Annotated in this window: 16 protein-coding genes; 10 read left to right on the plus strand and 6 right to left on the minus strand. The window is 71.6% G+C overall.

The features are described 5' to 3' along the window. Positions 1 to 55 precede the first annotated feature (55 nt). Together pqqA (ACLBYG_RS06800) and pqqA (ACLBYG_RS06805) are read right to left on the minus strand one after the other, a co-directional pair. On the minus strand, positions 56 to 145 hold the full coding sequence (gene pqqA, locus ACLBYG_RS06800; RefSeq protein WP_020090597.1) for a pyrroloquinoline quinone precursor peptide PqqA: 90 nt from the start codon (positions 143 to 145) through the stop codon (positions 56 to 58). A gap of 80 nt (positions 146 to 225) precedes the next feature. Next, positions 226 to 315: a pyrroloquinoline quinone precursor peptide PqqA gene (gene pqqA, locus ACLBYG_RS06805; protein ID WP_007559223.1), complete on the minus strand. Its 90-nt coding sequence runs from the start codon at positions 313 to 315 to the stop codon at positions 226 to 228. A gap of 393 nt (positions 316 to 708) precedes the next feature. On the opposite strand from pqqA (ACLBYG_RS06805), the gene mgtE reads away from it, so the two are divergent. Then, positions 709 to 2,121 (plus strand): magnesium transporter, encoded by a 1,413-nt coding sequence (gene mgtE, locus ACLBYG_RS06810; protein WP_447680964.1) that lies wholly within the window; start codon positions 709 to 711, stop codon positions 2,119 to 2,121. Between the two features lie 15 nt (positions 2,122 to 2,136). Here the strand turns inward: mgtE and ACLBYG_RS06815 are convergent, their stop codons facing one another. From ACLBYG_RS06815 to paoA, 4 genes are all read right to left on the minus strand, one after another. Continuing rightward, positions 2,137 to 3,678 carry an acyl-CoA synthetase gene (locus tag ACLBYG_RS06815; protein ID WP_447680965.1) on the minus strand — a complete coding sequence of 514 codons (1,542 nt, stop codon included), beginning with the start codon at positions 3,676 to 3,678 and terminating at the stop codon, positions 2,137 to 2,139. Between the two features lie 108 nt (positions 3,679 to 3,786). Further along, positions 3,787 to 6,009 (minus strand): molybdopterin cofactor-binding domain-containing protein, encoded by a 2,223-nt coding sequence (locus ACLBYG_RS06820; protein WP_447680966.1) that lies wholly within the window; start codon positions 6,007 to 6,009, stop codon positions 3,787 to 3,789. 21 nt (positions 6,010 to 6,030) lie between these two features. Continuing rightward, a complete protein-coding gene (locus tag ACLBYG_RS06825) occupies positions 6,031 to 7,005 on the minus strand; it encodes an FAD binding domain-containing protein (RefSeq protein WP_447680967.1) in 975 nt (324 codons plus the stop codon). A 10-nt stretch (positions 7,006 to 7,015) separates the two neighbouring features. Next, positions 7,016 to 7,672: an aldehyde dehydrogenase iron-sulfur subunit PaoA gene (gene paoA, locus ACLBYG_RS06830; RefSeq protein WP_091977717.1), complete on the minus strand. Its 657-nt coding sequence runs from the start codon at positions 7,670 to 7,672 to the stop codon at positions 7,016 to 7,018. A gap of 260 nt (positions 7,673 to 7,932) precedes the next feature. Here paoA and ACLBYG_RS06835 point away from each other — a divergent pair, with 260 nt between their 5' ends. The 9 genes from ACLBYG_RS06835 (at position 7,933) to lptB (ending at position 18,896) form a co-directional block, all read left to right on the plus strand. Beyond that, positions 7,933 to 8,757, plus strand: coding sequence for an aldo/keto reductase (locus ACLBYG_RS06835; protein WP_447680968.1), 825 nt, complete (start codon positions 7,933 to 7,935; stop codon positions 8,755 to 8,757). Positions 8,758 to 8,895: 138 nt separating this feature from the next. After that, complete coding sequence (gene nadA / locus ACLBYG_RS06840; RefSeq protein WP_447680969.1) at positions 8,896 to 9,912, plus strand: quinolinate synthase NadA; 1,017 nt, start codon at positions 8,896 to 8,898, stop codon at positions 9,910 to 9,912. Continuing rightward, positions 9,909 to 11,423 (plus strand): L-aspartate oxidase, encoded by a 1,515-nt coding sequence (locus tag ACLBYG_RS06845; RefSeq protein ID WP_447680970.1) that lies wholly within the window; start codon positions 9,909 to 9,911, stop codon positions 11,421 to 11,423. Before nadA ends, ACLBYG_RS06845 begins: the two co-directional genes overlap by 4 nt. After that, on the plus strand, positions 11,420 to 12,292 hold the full coding sequence (gene nadC, locus ACLBYG_RS06850; protein WP_447680971.1) for a carboxylating nicotinate-nucleotide diphosphorylase: 873 nt from the start codon (positions 11,420 to 11,422) through the stop codon (positions 12,290 to 12,292). Before ACLBYG_RS06845 ends, nadC begins: the two co-directional genes overlap by 4 nt. Positions 12,293 to 12,466: 174 nt before the next feature. Then, complete coding sequence (locus tag ACLBYG_RS06855) at positions 12,467 to 14,455, plus strand: potassium transporter Kup (RefSeq protein WP_447680972.1); 1,989 nt, start codon at positions 12,467 to 12,469, stop codon at positions 14,453 to 14,455. Between the two features lie 131 nt (positions 14,456 to 14,586). Continuing rightward, positions 14,587 to 16,419: a molecular chaperone HtpG gene (htpG, locus tag ACLBYG_RS06860; protein ID WP_447680973.1), complete on the plus strand. Its 1,833-nt coding sequence runs from the start codon at positions 14,587 to 14,589 to the stop codon at positions 16,417 to 16,419. A gap of 229 nt (positions 16,420 to 16,648) precedes the next feature. Further along, positions 16,649 to 17,368 carry an LPS export ABC transporter periplasmic protein LptC gene (gene lptC / locus ACLBYG_RS06865; RefSeq protein ID WP_042671243.1) on the plus strand — a complete coding sequence of 240 codons (720 nt, stop codon included), beginning with the start codon at positions 16,649 to 16,651 and terminating at the stop codon, positions 17,366 to 17,368. Beyond that, positions 17,365 to 18,036 (plus strand): LptA/OstA family protein, encoded by a 672-nt coding sequence (locus ACLBYG_RS06870; protein WP_447680974.1) that lies wholly within the window; start codon positions 17,365 to 17,367, stop codon positions 18,034 to 18,036. The genes lptC and ACLBYG_RS06870 overlap by 4 nt, the downstream gene beginning before the upstream one ends. Before the next feature lie 8 nt (positions 18,037 to 18,044). Continuing rightward, positions 18,045 to 18,896, plus strand: coding sequence for an LPS export ABC transporter ATP-binding protein (lptB, locus tag ACLBYG_RS06875; RefSeq protein ID WP_419149853.1), 852 nt, complete (start codon positions 18,045 to 18,047; stop codon positions 18,894 to 18,896). Positions 18,897 to 18,908: the final 12 nt, after the last annotated feature.

An 18,908-nucleotide genomic window follows, 5' to 3' on the forward strand; every position in this document is an offset into this window, starting at 1 on the left:
AAGAAAAAGGCGCCGCTTCGGATGAAGCAGCGCCCGGAAACGTCAGAGCGACGTCTTAGTGGAACGTGTCGATCTCAGCGGACTCGTAGCTGGTGACTTCCATGCCGACGCAGATCTCGGAGACGACGGGGGCGGACCAAGCCATGATTTCCTCCAGGTAAGTTGATGCGATGGATAGAGAGGCCACGAACGCCGGAGCGAACCGCGCTCCGGACCGCGCGCGACTTAGTTGAACGTGTCGATCTCGGCGGACTCGTAGCTTGTGACTTCCATGCCGACGCAGATCTCGGACACGATCGGGGCAGACCAAGCCATGGCGTTTCTCCTCGCTGTTGCTGCGATCCATATAGGCAATATCTTGGACGCAATACAAGCGAGCACAACACTTATATTTCTCATAGGGAGCCTGGCCGTGGGCGGCGCGGGGTCGTTCCGTGGCCGCGCGGCCACCCGCCGGAGCCCTGTTCGGCATCGGCTGCGGATGGGCGCGGTTTCGGCTTGACGGGCCCCGCGCCCGGGCGCACGACGCACCCGCGCGACGGTGTCCTCGACGGTGTCGCGCTCCCATTCCAGCAGCGACCCGCGAAGCGACGTGCCCGACCGATCGTGCCTGCCGTGCCTGGCCCCGTGCCGTCGTTCCGCCTGAGCCGCTGAGAGGCCCGGCCGCGGGGCGACCGACGCGGCGGCCGGCCACGGCCCAGACCCAGGATGACCGGCGCCGCGTCGCCTCGTAACCCACGAGGCGAGGCCATGAACGAGATCGCCCCCTTCGATACGCGCGTCGATCCCTCCGTGCTGGCCGCCCGCCTGTCGGACGAACGGGCGCCCGACATCGTCGAGGCCCTGAACGACGAAGCACCCGAGGTCGCCGCCGCCATCCTGCTCGGCCTGCCGCTGGAGCGGGCGATCGAGGTGCTGGACCAGCCGGAACTCGACTGCGCCGCCGACATCATCGAGATGCTGCCGCGGGACCGGGTCGCGGGCTACCTGTCGGGCATGTCGGCCGACCGGGTCACGGACGTGTTCCGCGAGATCGAGGAGCCGGGCCGCTCCGACCTGCGCGCCCGCCTCGACGCGGAGACCCGCGGTGCTGTCGATCGCCTGTCGGCCTACGGCGAGGAGACCGTCGGCTCGCTGATGACCACCGAGTTCGTCACCGTGCCGGGGACCTGGACGGTGGGCCAGACGCTGGAGCACATCCGCCACGTCGAGAAGACCCGGGAGACGATCTACGCGATCTTCGTGCTTGACCCGCGTACCCGCGCGCTCACCAAGGCGGTGCCCCTGCGGCGCCTGATCTCGGGGGACCCGGGCGACAACGTGCTCAGCGTCGCGCCGGGACGCCGGCCGCTCGCGGTCTCGCCCACGGCGAGCCGCGAGGAGGCGGCCCGGCTGATCTCCAAGTACGACCTCCTGGCGCTGCCGGTCGTCGACGCGGTCGGCCACGTGATCGGCATCGTCACCGTCGACGACATGATCGACGCGATGATCGAGAAGCAAACGCAGGACGTGCAGCGCTTCGGCGGCATGGAGGCGCTGCCCGAGCCCTACATGGATATCGCCTTTTTCACGATGATCCGGAAGCGGGCCGGCTGGCTGTGCGCGCTGTTCCTGTCGGAGATGCTCACCGCCTCGGCCATGCAGGGCTTCGAGGGCGAGCTGGAGAAGGCGATCGTCCTGACCCTGTTCATCCCGCTCATCATGAGCTCCGGCGGCAATTCCGGCTCGCAGGCGACCTCGCTGCTGATCCGGGCGCTGGCGCTCCACCAGATCCGCCTGCGCGACTGGTGGCGGGTGGCGCTGCGCGAATTGCCGACCGGGATCTTCCTCGGCGCGATCCTCGGCGTGATCGCGGTGATCCGGATCGTCGCGTGGCAGAAGCTCGGCCTCTACGATTACGGCGCGCACTGGCCGCTGGTCGCCGCCACGGTCGGCGCGGCGCTGGTCGGGATCGTGACCTTCGGATCGCTCGCCGGCTCGATGCTGCCGTTCCTGCTCCAGCGGATCGGCTTCGATCCGGCCACCGCCTCGGCGCCCTTCGTGGCGACGCTGGTCGACGTCACCGGCCTCGTCATCTACTTCTCGGTGGCGCTGCTCATCCTGCGCGGGACGCTGCTGTAGGAAGGCCTCCGCGCATCATCCCGTGACCGCCTCGGCCAGCCGCTTCCTCTGGACCTTGCCGTTCGCCGTGCGCGGCAGGGCGTCGAGGAAGCGGATCTCCCGCGGGCGCTTGTAGGCGGCAAGCCGCTCGGCGCACCACGCGAGCAGGGCCTCCGCGTCGGGCTCGGCGCCCGCCTGCAGCACCACGAAGCCGCAGATGACCGAGACGTCCGCCCGCACCGGCAGCTCGGCGACGCCCACTTCCGCCACGGACGGGTGGGTCGACAGCACCGCCTCCACCTCGTTCGGCGAGACCCGGTAGCCCATCGCCTTCATCAGGTCGTTGTTGCGGCCCTCGAACCAGAGGTAGCCGTCGGCGTCGAGGCGGGCGAGATCGCCGCCGACGAACCAGTCGCCGCGCATGACCTCCGCCTCTTCCTCCGGCCGGTTCCAGTAGCCGAGCATCAGCGCCGGCTCGGTCCGGTGGACGGCGAGGAGCCCGCTCTCTCCGGCCGGGAGCGGCTCGGGCTCGCCCGCCACGGGCAGGATCGCCACCCGCCGGCCCGGCTGCGGCTTGCCGGGCGAGCCGGGGCGCACCGGGATGGTCGGGCCGCTGGAGATGTAGGTCGAGATCTCGCTCATCCCCAGCGCCTCGTAGAGGGGCTTGCCGGTGGCCTGCCGCCAAGCCTCCAGCAGCTCCACCGCGAGGGGCTCGCCGGCCGTGCAGCCGTGGCGGAGGCTCGACAGGTCGTGGGCGCCGAGGTCGCCGTACTTGAGGATCTGGCGGTAGAGCGTCGGGACGGCGGCGAACAGGGTCGCGCCGTACGCCGCGATCAGGCGCGGCCAGACCCCGGGATCGCGCGGGCCATTGTAGAGCACCGCGGTCGCGCCCACCGACCAGGGATCGCTCAGGCCGACGCCCAGCGTGTAGGTCCAGTTCATGGTGCCGGCGTGGAGCATCACGTCGGATTCGGTGAGCCCGAGCCAGTGGTCGAGCATGGGGCGGCGGCCATAGGCGGCGCGGTGCGCGTGCAGCACGCCCTTCGGCCGGCTGGTCGTGCCGGACGTGTAGATCAGCATCGCCGGGTCGTCGGCGGCGGTGTCGGCGTAGTCGGGCAGGGGCGCGCCAGCCTTCAGGGCGGAGACCGCGGCGGCGTCGAGCAGGAGGCGCCCGCCCAGGGCCTCGGGCGCGACCGTGCAGCCGCTTCCGATCACCACGGCGGCGGCCCCGGAATTGTCCATGAGGAACGCCGCCTCGCTCTCGGTGAGCTGCGGCGAGGACGGCAGCGCCACGAGGCCGGCCGTCAGGGCACCGAAGTAGACGAGGACGTAGTCGGCCTCGTTGCCCATCCGGATCATCACCCGGTCGCCGGGCCTCAGGCCGAGGCCGAGGAGACCCGCCGCGATGCCGCGCACCGCCCGCTCGACTTCGCCGAAGCTGAGGCGGTCCGCCGTGCCTTCGCCGACCATCACCAGGGCGGTCTTGTCGGGACGCAGGCGCGCGTTCTCGGCGAGGCAGTACCGCGCCGCGTTGAAGCGGGCCGGCGGACGGCGGTCATCGTGCTGGCTGTCGGACACCGGGCGCTCCCCGCGGGCGGCTTTTCGCCGGGTGTCCCGCCTGGGCGCGCCTGCGTCAACTGGGGCCGTCGCTCCGCCGGCGAGCGCGGCCCCCGGGCAGTCTGGCCCTCAGGTCCGCCGCTGCGCCTGGCCCTCCTGCTCCTCGAAGCCCTTGAGCATCTTGTCGAGGGTCATCGGGTAGTCGCGGACCCGGATCCCGGTGGCGTTGTAGATCGCGTTGGCGAGCGAGGCGCCGGCGCCGCAGATGCCGAGCTCACCGAGCCCCTTGCTCTTCAGCGGGTTCGCCTTGTCGTCGAGCTCCGGCAGGAACACCGCGTCGATCTCCGGGAGGTCGGCGTGGACCGGCACGTGGTACTCGGCCATGTCGTGGTTGACGAAGAAGCTGTAGCGCGGATCGACCACGGCATCCTCCATCAGCGCCGCGCCGACGCCGAAGGTCATGCCGCCGATCGCTTGGCTGCGCGCGGTCTTGGCGTTGAGGATGCGCCCGCCGGTGAACACGCCGAGCATCCGCCGCAGCCGGATCTCACCGGTATCGACGTCGACCCCGACCTCTGCGAAGTGCGCCCCGTACGAGTACTGCGAGAACTTCTGCTTCATGTCTCCAGGCTTGATCTCGCCGGAGGCCTCCAGCCCGGACTTGGCGAGATCGGTGAGCGACTCGGTGCGGTTGCCGGACGTGACCGCGCCGTCGCGGAAGGTGGCGCCGTCCGGGTTGAGGTCGCCGGCCTTGAGCAGGGCCTGCCGGAGGTTGTCGCAGGCGACGTAGAGCGCCGAGCCCGCCGAGCCGGCGCCGAAGGATCCCCCGGAGCCGGCCGCGAACGGGAACTCGGTGTCGCCCATCTCGACCCGCACGCGCTCGGGCGGCAGCCCCAGCATCTCGCCGGCGATCTGGGTGAGGATCGTGTAGGTGCCGGTGCCGGGATCGGTCATCGCCATCCGCACCACCAGCACGCCGTCCGGCCCGAGGCGGACCTTCGCGGCGGACGGCATCAGCGGGTTGAGGCGCGCGGCCGCCGACATGCCCATGCCGACGAGCCAGTTGCCCTCGCGCCGGGAGCCCGCGGCCTGCCGCCTGTCCCAGCCGAACAGGCGCGCGCCCTCGTGCATGCAAGGCACCAGCTTGCGGGTCGAGAACGGGACTTTCTTCTCGGGATCCTCGGCCGGCTCGTTGCGCACCCGGAGTTCGATCGGGTCGATCTTCAGCTGCTCGGCGAGCTCGTCCATGGCGCACTCGAAGGCGAGCTGGCCTACGGCCTCCCCGGGAGCGCGCATCGCCGAGGCGATCGGCATGTTGAGGTTCACCAGCCGGTGCCGCGTCACGCGGTTCTGCGCGGCGTACAGAGAGCGGGTGACATTGGCGGAGGTCTCGAAGAACCCGTCGCCCTCGGCGGTGTCGGACCAGGATTCGTGGCTGATCGCGGAGAGACGGCCGTCGCGGTCGGCGCCGAGGCGGATCCGCTGGATCGTGTCAGTCCGGTGGGTCGCGACGTGGAACTCCTGCTGCCGGGTGAGCGCGACCTTCACGGGACGCTGGATCACCTTCGAGGCCAGGATCGCGAGCGTCGCCTCCGGCTGGACCTGCAGCTTCGCGCCGAATCCGCCGCCGATATAGGGGCTGACGATGCGCACCTTCTCGGGGGGGAGCTTGAGCACCGAGCCGAGGGATTTCTGGCCCCGGTTCGGCATCTGGTTGGCCGTGTAGAGCACGACCCCGTCGCCCTCCCAGGACGCGATGGTGGCGTGCGGCTCCATCTGCGCGTGGATCTGGTTCGGCGTGACATACTCCACGTCGAGCTTGACCGGTGCGGCCGCGAAGGCGGCGTCGAAGTCGCCGAGCTTGGAATCCGGCGGCGAGTTGACCGGCTTCGGCTCGTAGGCCGCCGCCAGGCTGTCCTTGAGCCGCCCCTTGGGCTTGGCCGCGTCGTACCGGACCTTGACCAGCATCGCGGCGGCGCGCGCCTGCTCGAAGGTCTCGGCGACCACGAAGGCGACCGGCTGCCCGTAGAACCGGACCTCCGTCCCCTGGAGCTGCGGCCAGACCTGCTCCTTCTTCTCGCCCTGCTCGGGCATGTTCTCGTGGGTCATCACCAAGATCGCGCCGGGCGCCTTGCGGGCGGCCTCCGCGTCGATCGACCGGATCGTGCCGGCCGCGATCGTGGCCGCCACGATGAAGCCGTAGGCGGGGTTCTTCAGGGCCCGGGTCTCGTACGCGTAGGGCGCGTGACCCGTGACCTTGAGCTTGCCTTCGACCCGGTTCAGCGGCTTGCCGACGAGCCCGTCGGGCCGGTCGTCGAGGGGCGTCCGGCCGATCGGCTGGTTCATCTCCATGGGAACGGTCCTTGCCGGGATCTACGCGCGGGTCGCCTGCGCCACGACGGCCCGAAGGGTCCGGCGCGTCAGCGGGATCTTGAAGTCGTTGCTGCCGTAGCCGCGGGCGCCCTTGAGCACCGCGTCGGCGGCGGCGTCGGCCGAGCCGGTCTGCACCAGCGCCGTCTCTGCCTCGGCCACCCGCCAGGGCTTGTGCGCCAGGCCGCCGAAGGCGAGCCGCGCGGCCTGGGGCTTGCCACCCTCGGCGCCCGCGATCACGGCGGCCACCGACACGGTCGCGAACGCGTAGGACGCCCGGTCGCGGACCTTCCGGTAGATGTGCGTGCCGGCCACCGGCTTCGGCAGCGTCACGGCCGTAATGATCTCACCCCTGCGCAGCTCTGTCTCGATCTGCGGCGTGTCGCCCGGCAGCCGGTGGAAGTCGGCGATCGGTATGCTGCGTGCCTGCCCGTCCGGGTTCACCGTCTCCACCGTCGCGTCGAGGGCGCGCATGGCGACGTTCATGTCGGACGGGTTGGTGGCGATGCAGGCCTCGCTCGCCCCGACCACCGCCATGATCCGGTTGAACCCGCCGATCGCCGAGCAACCGGAACCGGGCTCGCGCTTATTGCAGGGCATGGCCGTGTCGTAGAAGTAGTAGCAGCGCGTCCGCTGGAGGAGGTTGCCGGCGGTGGTCGCCTTGTTGCGTAACTGCCCCGAGGCGCCGGCCAGCAGCGCCTTCGCCAGCACGGCGTAGTCCTTTCGGACCCGCGTGTCGGCCGCGAGGTCGGCGTTCCGCACCAGGGCGCCGATGCGCAGGCCGCCGTCCTGCGTGGCCTCGACCGTGTCGAGCGGCAGCCGGTTGACGTCGATCAGCGTCGCCGGGGTCTCGATCTGAAGCTTCATCAGGTCAAGGAGGTTGGTGCCGCCGGCGATGAACTTGGCGTTCGGCCGCTCGGCCGCGAGCTTCGCGGCGTCCTGCACGGTGGCGGGGCGCTCGTAGGCAAAGGCCTTCATCTGCGCCTCCTCAGAGTTTGGTGGCGGCGGCGTCGCGAATCGCCGCGACGATGTTCGGGTAGGCGCTGCAGCGGCAGATGTTGCCGCTCATCCGCTCGCGAATCTCGGCGTCGCTGAGCGTCGGAGTCGCCGCGACGTCCTCGGTGACGTGGCTCGGCCAGCCGGCCTTGGCCTCGCTCAGCATGCCGACCGACGAGCAGATCTGGCCCGGCGTACAGTAGCCGCACTGGAAGCCGTCATGCTCCAGGAACGCCGCCTGCATCGGGTGGAGCTTGTCCCCGTCCGCCAAGCCCTCGATCGTGGTGATCGGGTCGCCCTCATGCATCGCCGCGAGCGTCAGGCAGGAATTGATCCGCCGGCCGTCGACCAGGACCGTGCAGGCCCCGCACTGGCCGTGATCGCAGCCCTTCTTGGTGCCGGTGAGCGCGAGGTGCTCGCGCAGAGCGTCGAGGAGCGTCGTGCGGGTGTCGAGGACGAGATCGTGCGGTTGGCCATTGATGCTGAGCCGCACCGGCATGGTCTGCGGAGCCGGATCGCCCGGCGCCGCCGCGGACATCGCGGGACTGGGCCGGAACCCGAGGGCACCGAGTGCGCCGGCCACCGCACAGCCCTCCACCACGGCACGCCGCGTCAGCGCGAGCGGCTTCGTCGGAGTCGCGTCTGTCATGCTGCCATCCAGCCCGTGCACCGCGCGTGGGACGCCGCGCGCAGCTTGGAATCTGGTCCGCCAACGTCCGGCCGGCTGGATTAGATCCTGTCCAGACTGCGCCCGTTCAGCGCGGCTCCGCCGCTAAGGGCGCTGGGCCCAGGTCGTGACCCGATCGCTCCTTCCTTGCTCCGCTGCGCTCGCGAGAACGGGGACGCCTTGGAACGCGTCCCGCTGCGAGCGTTTGGGTTGATCGGACCACGACACCGGAGCCTCGCCTCATGGCTATCCCGACCCTGCCGCTCAACGACGGCCGACACATCCCGCAGATCGGCTACGGCTGCTGGCAGCTCTCGGACGCCCAGGCTCCGGATCTCGTCGGACAGGCCCTCCGCGCCGGCTATCGGCTTATCGACACGGCCGCGGCGTACGGCAACGAGGCGGGCGTCGGGCGCGGCATCCGGGACGCGGGGATCCCCCGCGAGGAGATCTTCCTCACCACGAAGCTCTGGAACGATCGCCAGGGCCGCGACGAGGCGCGGCGCGCCTTCGACGAGAGCCTGCGGCAACTCGGTCTCCCATATGTTGACCTGTACCTGATCCACTGGCCGTGCCCGCAGCGTCGTCTGTTCGTCGAGACCTGGAAGACGCTGATCGAGCTCCGGAAGGAGGGCCGTGCGAAGTCCATCGGCGTGTCGAACTTCTCGCCCGAGCATCTCGCCACGCTGATCGGCGAGACCGACGTGGCCCCGGCCGTCAACCAGATCGAGCTGCACCCCTATTTCCAGCGCAAAGAACCGCGCGCGGAGGACGCCCGTCACGGGATCGTGACCGAGTCGTGGAGCCCGCTGGGCCGGGGCAAGGAGCTGAACGACCCGGCCATCCTCGCGATCGCGGAAGCGCACGGGAAGACGCCCGCCCAGGTGGTGCTCCGCTGGCAGATCCAGATCGGATGCGTGGCGATCCCCAAGACCGCCACCCCGCGGCGCATCGCCGAGAACATCGCGCTGTACGATTTCGAGCTCGGCGCGGACGAGATGGCGCGGATCGCCGGCCTCGACCGGGCCGACGGCCGGATCGGGCCGGACCCGGCGACCTTCTGCTGAGCGCTCGAGCCTTCGGCGGCGCAGCGTAACATCGCACCGCAAAAGATTTATGCTCACAGCTAGCATATCTGGACAGGCGCGTCCGGCCCCCATAAGTTAGACGGCACAATGCTCAAACTGAGCATAATGGAGGACGCCATGACGGCGACCGTTGCACCCGTCTCCCGCTCGACGATCCCGGGCCTGCCCCTTCCGGATCTGTACGCACGCGTCAGCCGGCACGTCCCCGCGATCGAGTGGCCGGCGCTCGCCCCCGACATCGAGGCGATCCTGCGCCTGAAGCGGGAGCGCAACGCCGTGATCCTGGCGCACAACTATCAGGCGCCCGAGATCTTCCACACGGTGGCCGACATCGTGGGCGACAGCCTCGCGCTGGCCCGCGAGGCGGTGAACGTGAACGCTGACGTGATCGTGCTGGCGGGCGTCCACTTCATGGCCGAGACGGCCAAGCTCCTGAACCCGAGCAAGACCGTGCTCATCCCCGACATGGGCGCCGGCTGCTCGCTGGCCGATTCGATCACCGCCGCAGACGTGCGCGGCCTGCGCGCCAAATACCCGGGCGTGCCGATCGTGACCTACGTGAACACCTCGGCGGCCGTGAAAGCCGAGTCCGACCTGTGCTGCACCTCCGGCAACGCCGTCGCGGTGGTCAGGTCGCTGAACGCACCCCGCGTCCTCATGATCCCCGACGAGTTCCTCGCGCAGAACGTCCAGGCCGAGATCCCGGAGGTCGAGATCCTGACCTGGGCCGGCCACTGCGAGGTGCACGAGCGCTTCACCCCGGCCGACATCCGCGACGTCCGCGACAGCTATCCCGGGGTGACCGTGATCGCGCACCCGGAATGCCCGCCGGACGTGGTGGCCGAATCGGACTTCTCGGGCTCCACCGCGATGATGATGGACTTCGTCGTCGAGAAGCGGCCGAAGCAGGTGGTGCTCGTCACCGAGTGCTCCATGGCGGACAACATCGCGGCGCAGAACCCGGACATCGAGTTCATCAAGCCCTGCAACATGTGCCCGCACATGAAGCGGATGAGCCTGCGCAACATCCGGCGGTCGCTCGAGACGATGACCCACGAGGTCACGGTCGACCCGGCGCTCGCCGACCGCGCCCGGGCCGCGGTCGAGCGCATGCTCGAGGTGCGCACACGATGAACGCGATCTCCCCGAACAGCGCCGACCGCGTCGTCGTGGTCGGCGGCGGCGTCGCGGGCCTCAGCGTCGCGCTGCGCCTCGCGCCCCGCCCGGTGACGCTGGTCACGGCCTCGGCCCTCGGCCTCGGCACCGCCACCGGCTGGGCCCAGGGCGGCATCGCGGCCGCGGTCGGCGCCGACGACGCGGCGGCGCTCCACGCCGCCGACACGGAGGCCGCCGGCGCCGGGCTCACCGAGCCCGACGTGGCGCTCCGGGTCGCCGCGGAGGGCCCCGCGCTGATCGACTGGCTCGTGCGGATCGGCGTCCCGTTCGACCGCACCGACGACGGCGCGCTGGCCCTCGGGCTCGAGGCGGCCCACGGACGCCGCCGCATCGTCCGCTCCGGCGGCGACGCCACCGGCGCCCGCGTCCTCGAAGGGCTCGTGCGGGCCGTGCTGTCGGCGCCGTCCGTGGAGGTCGTCACGGCGCGGGCCTGCGACCTGCTCCGGGACACGCGCGGGGCGGTGGCCGGCATCGTCGCCGAGCGCGACGGCGCGCTGTTCCGCATCCCGGCCCGCGCGGTGGTGCTCGCCACCGGCGGCGTCGGCGCCCTCTACGCGGCGACCACCAACCCGCCGGGCGCCGTCGGCCGCGGGCTGGCGCTGGCCGCCCGGGCCGGCGCGGTGATGCGCGACATGGAGTTCGTGCAGTTCCACCCGACCGCCATCGCGGCCGGCGCCGACCCGATGCCGCTCGCCACCGAGGCCCTGCGCGGCGAGGGCGCCCGCCTCATCGACGAGACCGGCGCCGCCGTGATGGCCGGCATCGCGGGCGGCGACCTCGCGCCGCGCGACGTGGTCGCCCGCGGCATCTTCCAGGCGCTGCAGCGGGGCCGCACGGTCTATCTCGACGCCCGCGGCGCGCTCGGCGCCGCGATGCCGACGCGCTTCCCGACCGTGGCGGGGCTCTGCGCCGCCGCCGGCATCGACCCCGCCGTGCAGCCGATCCCGGTCCGCCCGGCGGCGCACTACCACATGGGCGGCGTGAAGGTGGACGCGTACGGTGCCACCTCGGTGCCGGGCCTCTACGCCTGCGGCGAGGTCTCCTCGACGGGCCTCCACGGCGCCAACCGGCTCGCCAGCAACTCCCTGCTGGAGGGCCTCGCCTACGCGCGCTTCATCGCCGACGGGCTCGACGCGCCGCCGCCCGCCGCGATCGTGCCCGAGGCCGTGTCTGTCCGTGCCGCCGGCGACCTGCCGGCGATCCGCGCGCTGATGGAGCGCAGGGTCGGCGTCGTGCGCGACGCCGCCGGCCTCGAGGAAGCCGTCGCCGTCCTCGAGGCGGGGGCTGAGACCTGCGACGCCGCCCTCGTGGCGCTGCTCATCGCCCGCGGCGCGCTCGCCCGCCGGGAGAGCCGCGGCGCCCACTGGCGCAGCGACTTCCCCCACCTCGCCCCGGCCGCGCACACCGAGGCCGCGCTGGCCGACCCGATCGCCGCGACCCCGTCCGCCGAGGAGGCGCTGACGCCATGACCCAGTCGGTTCTCTCCGATGAGATCCTCCCCCTGCCGCGGCTCCTCGTGGAGCCCGTGGTGCGCGCCGCCCTGCTGGAGGATCTCGGCCGGGCCGGCGACATCACCACCGACGCCATCGTCCCCCCGGGCGAGCGGATGCGCGGCGTGATCGCCTCCCGGCAGGACGGCGTCATCTCGGGCACCGACGCCGCCGCCATCGCCTTCGCGCTGGTGGACCCGGCCGTCACCGTGACGGTCGAGCGCGGCGACGGCGCCCGCGTGGCGCCGGGCGACGTGGTGCTGCGCCTCGAGGGGCCGGCGCGGGCGATCCTGACGGCCGAGCGCGTGGCGCTGAACCTGCTCTGCCGGATGTCGGGCGTGGCCACCGCCACCCACGGCCTCGTCGAGGCCGCGCGCCCGCACGGCAAGGCCTCGATCGTCTGCACCCGCAAGACGACGCCGGGCCTGCGCGCCCTGGAGAAGCACGCGGTCCGGGCCGGCGGCGGCTCGAACCACCGCTTCGGCCTCGACGACGCGGTGCTGATCAAGGACAACCACGTGGCGGTGGCCGGCGGCATCGTCCCGGCGATCGAGCGCGCCCGGTCCCGGGCCGGCCACTTGGTGAAGATCGAGTGCGAGGTCGACAGCCTGGAGCAGCTGGAGGAGGCCCTGTCGGTCGGGATCGACGCGGTGCTCCTCGACAATATGGGGCCCGACCTGCTCCGCCGCGCCGTGGCGATGATCGACGGCCGCGCCCTCGCCGAGGCGTCGGGCCGGATCACCCGCGAGACGGTGGGCGCGGTCGCGGCCTCGGGGGTCGACCTGATCTCCTGCGGCTGGATCACCCATTCGGCGGCGATCATCGACCTGGGGCTCGACGCCGCCTGACCGGCGGGCCCCGCGCGCCGCCGGCGCGGCGGGGCCGAAGCGTTCGCTCGACTGTCATCACGTTCGGGTGACAAGTCTTCGCCGCGGTCGCTCGGGAGATCTGCCGAGTCTATCGCCGCGCGACCGACGCGCTAAGATTTCGGCCAACCGCGACGCCATCGACCGGACCCGACCGTGAGCCAAGCCCTGCCTTCCGCGGCTGCCCCGGCGGTCGATCGTCCGGCGGCGCCGGTGGCGCGCAAGCCCGGCGCGGTCCGGCACGGGCCCGGCGGCGCGCTGATGCTGGGCGCGCTGGGCGTCGTGTACGGCGATATCGGCACGAGCCCGCTCTACGCGTTCAAGGAGGCGGTGAAGGCCGCGACCAGCGGCGGCGCCTCGGTGCCGGCGGCGGCCACCGGCGCGGTGTCGCTGATCCTGTGGTCGCTGATCCTGATCGTGTCGCTGAAATACGCGGTGCTGATCCTGCGCGCCGACAACCGCGGCGAGGGCGGCATCGTCGCCATGCTGGCGCTGCTCGGCGCGCGGCATGCCAGGCCGGGGACGTGGAAGGCGCTGCTGCTGGTGGTCGGGCTGGTGGGCGCGGCGCTGCTCTACGGCGACGGCGCGATCACGCCGGCGATCTCGGTGCTGTCGGCGATCGAGGGGTTGAAGATCGACGCGCCGGCGCTCGGGCCGTACGTCGTGCCGATCACGCTGGTGATCCTGGTCGGTCTGTTCTTGGTCCAGCACAAGGGCGTCGCCGCCATCGGCCGGGTGTTCGGGCCGGTCATGCTCGTCTGGTTCGTCGTCCTGGTCCTGCTCGCGGTCCCGAGCATCCTGCACGCGCCGGAGATCCTGGCGGCGGCCAACCCGTTCCGGGCGGTGGACTTCCTGATCCATGCCGGCTGGCACGTCAGCTTCCTGATGCTCGGCGCGGCCTTCCTGGCGGTGACCGGCGGCGAGGCGATGTACGCCGATCTCGGCCATTTCGGCGCCCCGGCGATCCGGATCGCGTGGTTCGGCCTCGTGCTGCCGGCGCTGCTGATCCACTATTGCGGCCAGGGCGCGCTGATCATCGCCGACCCGAGCGCGATCGAGAACCCGTTCTACCGGCTCGCGCCGGACTGGGCGCATTACCCGCTGGTGGCGCTCGCCACGATGGCGACCGTCATCGCCTCGCAGGCGGTGATCTCGGGCGTCTACTCGCTCACCCAGCAGTCGATCCAGCTCGGCTTCATGCCGATGATGCGGGTGGTGCACACCGATGAGGACGAGCGCGGCCAGATCTACGTGCCGGCGGTGAACTGGCTGCTCGCCGTGGCGACCCTGACGGCCGTGGTGGTGTTCGGCTCCTCCGACGCCCTGGCCGGCGCCTACGGCATCGCGGTCTCGGCGCTCATGGGCATCACCACGCTGCTCGCCGCGCTGATCGCGCTCCGCTGGGGCTACAACCCGGTCCTGGTCCTCGCGGTCAACGGCTTCTTCCTCGGCATCGACCTCGTGTTCTTCTCCGCCAACAGCGTGAAGCTGTTCGAGGGCGGCTGGTTTCCGCTGCTGCTCGCCGGCGTGGTCGCCTTCCTGATGCTGACCTGGATGAAGGGCAACCACGTCCTCGAATCCGTCCGCCAGACCATGCGCATGTCCGAGGCCTCCTTCCTCTCCAGCCTCGGCTCGCACCCGCCGGTGACGCTGCCCGGCACCGCGGCCTTCCTGACCGCCGCCACCGAGGGCATCCCGATGGCGCTCGGCCGCCTGCTGGAGCGCAGCCGCTGCCTGCACGAGCGGATCCTGCTGATCACCGTCGTCTACGAGGAGGAGCCGGTGATCCCGGCGAGCGAGCGGGCGCAGGTGACGCTGGTGGCGCAGGGGATCCGCAAGGCGATCTCGAAGTACACGCCCGGCATGGAGCGCGTCGTGCTGCGCTACGGCTTCATGCAGACCGCCTCGATCCCCGAGGGGCTGCAATGCGCGGTGGCGAGCGGGCTGCTGCCGCCGGAATATCTGGAGGACATGACGTATTTCGTGGGCCACGAGGTGGTGATCCCGTCGCCGACCCATCCCGGCATGGCGCCGTGGCGGGAGGGCCTGTTCGCCTTCATGAAGCGGAACGCCGAGCGCACCGGCGCCCATTTCGGCCTGCCGACCCGGCAGATCGTCGAGGTGGGCACCGAGATCGAGATCTGACCGGCCGCGGCGCGCGGGGGCGCTGCCCGAGGCGCGCGTCGGAGGCCGGGGCCGGCCGTCTTTCGCATTGAAAACGGCCCCGTTCGCCAGCATATCGCCACCGCAATTTCCCCACAGCGGAGGCATCACCCGTGAGCGAGACGATCGAGCGGCACGAATTCGGGGCGGAGGTGGGACGCCTCCTCGACCTCGTCGTGCACGCGCTCTACTCCGACCGCGAGATCTTCCTGCGCGAACTCGTCGCCAACGCGGCCGACGCCATGGACCGGCGGCGGTTCGAGGCCCTGACCTCGGCGGCGAGCGCGCTGCCGCCGGACGCCAAGGTCCGCATCGCGCCCGACAAGGAGGCGCGGACCCTCACCGTGTCGGACGCCGGCATCGGCATGACCAAGGAGGATCTCGCCACCAACCTCGGCACCATCGCGCGCTCCGGCACGCGGGCCTTCTCGCAGACGCTCGAATCCGCCAAGGCCGAGGACCGGCCGAGCCTGATCGGCCAGTTCGGCGTCGGCTTCTACTCGGCCTTCATGGTCGCCGACCGCGTCACCGTCACGTCGCGCCGCGCCGGCAGCGACGAGGCCTGGACCTGGGCCTCGGAGGGGCAGGGCAGCTACACGCTGGAGCCGGCGACGCGGGCCGAGCCCGGCACCGACATCGTGCTGCACCTCAAGGCGGATGCCGACGAGTACCTCGAGCCCTACCGCCTCGACCATCTCGTGCGGAAATGGGCCGACTTCATCACGGTGCCGATCGCCGTCGTGCGCGACGGCAAGGACGAGTCGGCCAACCAGGGCACCGCGCTCTGGCGCAAGGCGAAGTCCGAGGTCACCGAGGAGCAGTACGAGGAATTCTACCACTCCATCGGCATGAACTTCGACAAGCCGTGGGCGACGCTCCACTGGCGCGCCGAGGGGCAGCTCGAGTTCTCCGCGCTTCTGTTCATCCCCGGCTCGAAGCCGTTCCAGGCCCTCGAGAACGAGCGGCAGAGCAAGGTCCGGCTGCATGTCCGGCGGATGTTCATCACCGACGAGGCCGAGCTGCTGCCGCCGTGGCTGCGCTTCGTCCAGGGCGTGGTCGACACCGAGGACCTGCCGCTGAACGTCTCCCGCGAGATGCTGCAATCGACCCCGGCGCTCGCCCGGATCCGCCGCGCGGTCACCGGGCGCGTCGTCTCCGAACTCAGCACCCGCGCCAAGGACGCGGAGGGCTACCAGTCCTTCTGGGAGAATTTCGGCCCCGTCCTCAAGGAGGGCATCTACGAGGATTTCGAGCGCCGGGGCGAGATCGCGCCGCTCCTGCGCTTCCGCTCCTCGGCGGTCGAGGGCTGGACCTCGCTGCCCGACTACGTGTCCCGCATGAAGGACGGCCAGGAGGCGATCTACTACCTCGTCGCCGACGACGCCGAGGCGCTCAAGTCGTCGCCGCAGCTGGAGGGCTTCCGGGCCCGCGGCCTCGAGGTGCTGCTCCTCTCCGACCACGTCGACGCCTTCTGGCCCGATCAGCTCGGCACCTTCGACGAGAAGCCGCTCCGCTCGATCACCAAGGGCGGCCTCGACCTGTCGAAGTTCGCGCCGGAGGGCGAGCAGCCGGAGGCGCCGGAGGGCATCGACGCCTTCGTCGCCGCCGTGAAGGCGGCCCTCGGCGCCGAGGTCTCGGACGTGCGCACCACCGACCGGCTCGTCGATTCGGCCGTGGTCCTCTCGGCCGGCACCGGCGGGCCGGACCTGCAGATGCAGCGGCTCATGCGCCGGGCCGGGCGGGCCGGTGCGGGGCAGCCGGTCCTAGAGATCAACCCGCGCCACCCGCTGATTCGGGCGCTGGCCGCGGCACCCGAATCGGAGGTGCCGCAGGCCGCCGGCACGCTCCTCGACCTCGCCCGCATCCAGGACGGCGACAGCCCCCGCGACCCGGCGGCCTTCGCCCGCACGGTGGCGGCGGCGCTCGCGGCCGCGCGGGGCGCGTAGGACTACGGAGACCCGCGCCGCGCGCTGCCGGGACGCCGCGCGCGGCGTGTGTCTGCACACACATCCGTTCGGGATGATTGTGGGTTCGGTTGATCATTCGGAAATGGTCGAGCCATAACTTCGCCACCGGTCGGGATCATTGCCCGGCCGAAGGCGCGGGCGCGGTGGGGGCCGCAGGCGTCTGAGCCGAACCCTCTCGCGCGCCTCGGGCGCGCCTCACGGACGCTGCATGAACCCGGTCGAGGCTGAAGCCGGCAACGGACAGGCGGTCGCGGCGGCGCGGACCCGGGCCCACGCCCGGGCGTACCGCCACAGCGGACGCGTGCGCACCATGCGTCGGCTGATCCCGGTGGTCGCCGGCGGCGCGGTGGCGCTGCTGCTGGGCTACCTGTTCAATCCCTTCGCGGCGCAGCTGCCGGGCGTCTCGGTCGGCCCGGTGACGCTGGCCGGCTCCAAGGTCCGCATGGAGAACCCGCGGCTCTCGGGCTTCCGCCAGGGCACGCGCGGCTACGAGGTGACGGCCGACGCCGCCCTCCAGGACGTCCGCAAGCCGAGCCAGATCGAGCTGCAGCAGATGCGCGGCCACATCGCCACCGACGACCAGGGCGGCATCGCCCGCCTCTCGGCGACGTCGGGCCTGTTCGACACCGCCCGCGAGGCGCTCGACCTGAAGGACGACATCCGCATCTGGACCGACAAGGGCGAGGAGGCGCGCCTGCGCTCCGCCGCCGTCGCGTTCAAGACCGGCTCCATCAGCTCGCAGGAGCCCGTCACCGTCTCGAGCGCGCGGGCCAACGTGAAGGCCGACACCCTCGACGTCGTCGAGAACGGCAAGCGGATCTCCTTCGTGGGCAACGTCCACGTGGTCATCGTCAGCGACGCGCCGGGGGAGAAGCCGCAGGCCCGCATCCTGACCTCGGACGCCGAAGCCGCGGACGGTGCCCGATGAGCGCCGCCCGCCTCCTCTGCGCCGCCCTGGCGGCCGGGGTGGTCCTCGCCGGTCCGGCGCTGGCCGAGAAGCCGGCGCGCAAGGATTCGCCCTTCGGCAATATCGGTGGCGGCGGCAAGGATCCGATCAAGATCGACGCCGACCGGCTCGACGTGTTCGACCGGGAGAACAAGGCGGTCTTCGCCGGCAACGTCGTGGCCGTGCAGGGCGACAGCACCATCCGCTGCTCGACCATGACGGTGACCTACAAGCGCGGCAAGGATGCGCCGGGCAAGGGCGCCAAGGGCGACGCCAAGACCGAGGCGCGGGACGAGGGCGCCGACGCGGCGCCGCGGAACCCCGCCGAGAACGGGATCCAGAAGGTCGACTGCGCCGGGCCGGTGACGGTGGTGCAGAAGGACCAGGTCGCCACGGGCGATCACGCGGTGTTCGACCAGGACGCCAAGCGGATCGTGCTGACCGGCAACGTCGTCCTGAGCCAGTGCCAGAACGTCACCCGCGGGCAGCGGCTCGTCTACGACATGAACACCGGGCGCGCGAACATGGACCCGGTGGCGGGCGGCCGCGTCTCGGCCCTGTTCGTGCCCGGCGAGAAGTCCGACGCCAAGGACGGCAAGGCGAAGGGCTGCAGCCAGCCGCCGCCCAGGCCGAAGGCGCAGGTCGATTGAGCGGCGCCGTGGCGTTCCAGGCGGGCCCGCAGGAGCCGGCCCGGACGGGCTGGCTCGGCCGGCTGTTCGGCCGGCGCGCGCGGCAGGCCGAACAGCCGGCCGAGGCCGACGGCTGGTCCGCGGCCGAGGAGGGCGGTCTCGGCATCCTCAGCGTGCGCGGCCTGCGCAAGAGCTACGGCGCCCGCACGGTCGTCCACGAGGCCGGCCTCACCGTGCGCACCGGCGAGGCCGTCGGGCTGCTCGGGCCGAACGGCGCCGGCAAGACCACGATCTTCTACATGATCACCGGGCTGGTCGCGGCCGATCGCGGCCACATCACCCTGGACGGCCTGCCGATCACGCACCTGCCCATGTACCAGCGGGCGCGGCTCGGGATCGGCTACCTGCCGCAGGAGGCCTCGATCTTCCGCGGGCTCACCGTGGAGGACAACATCCGGGCGGTGCTGGAGGTGGTCGAGCCGGACCGCAAGGCGCGCGCGCGCAAGCTCGACTCGCTGCTCGAGGAGTTCGACATCGCGCGCCTGCGCAAATCGCCCTCGATCGCGCTCTCGGGCGGCGAGCGGCGGCGCTGCGAGATCGCCCGGGCGCTGGCCTCGTCGCCGACCTTCATGCTGCTGGACGAGCCCTTCGCGGGCATCGACCCGATCGCGGTCGGCGACATCCAGGACCTCGTGAAGCACCTGAAGCAGCGCGGCATCGGCGTGCTGATCACCGACCACAACGTCCGCGAGACGCTGGGCCTGATCGACCGCGCCTACATCGCCCATTCCGGCCGCATCCTCACGGAGGGCACGCCCGAGGAGATCGTGGCGAACCCGGACGCGCGCCGGCTCTATCTCGGCGAGGATTTCCGGCTCTAGGGCCGTCGCCGC

It is taken from the genome of Methylobacterium sp. D53M (assembly GCF_053345625.1).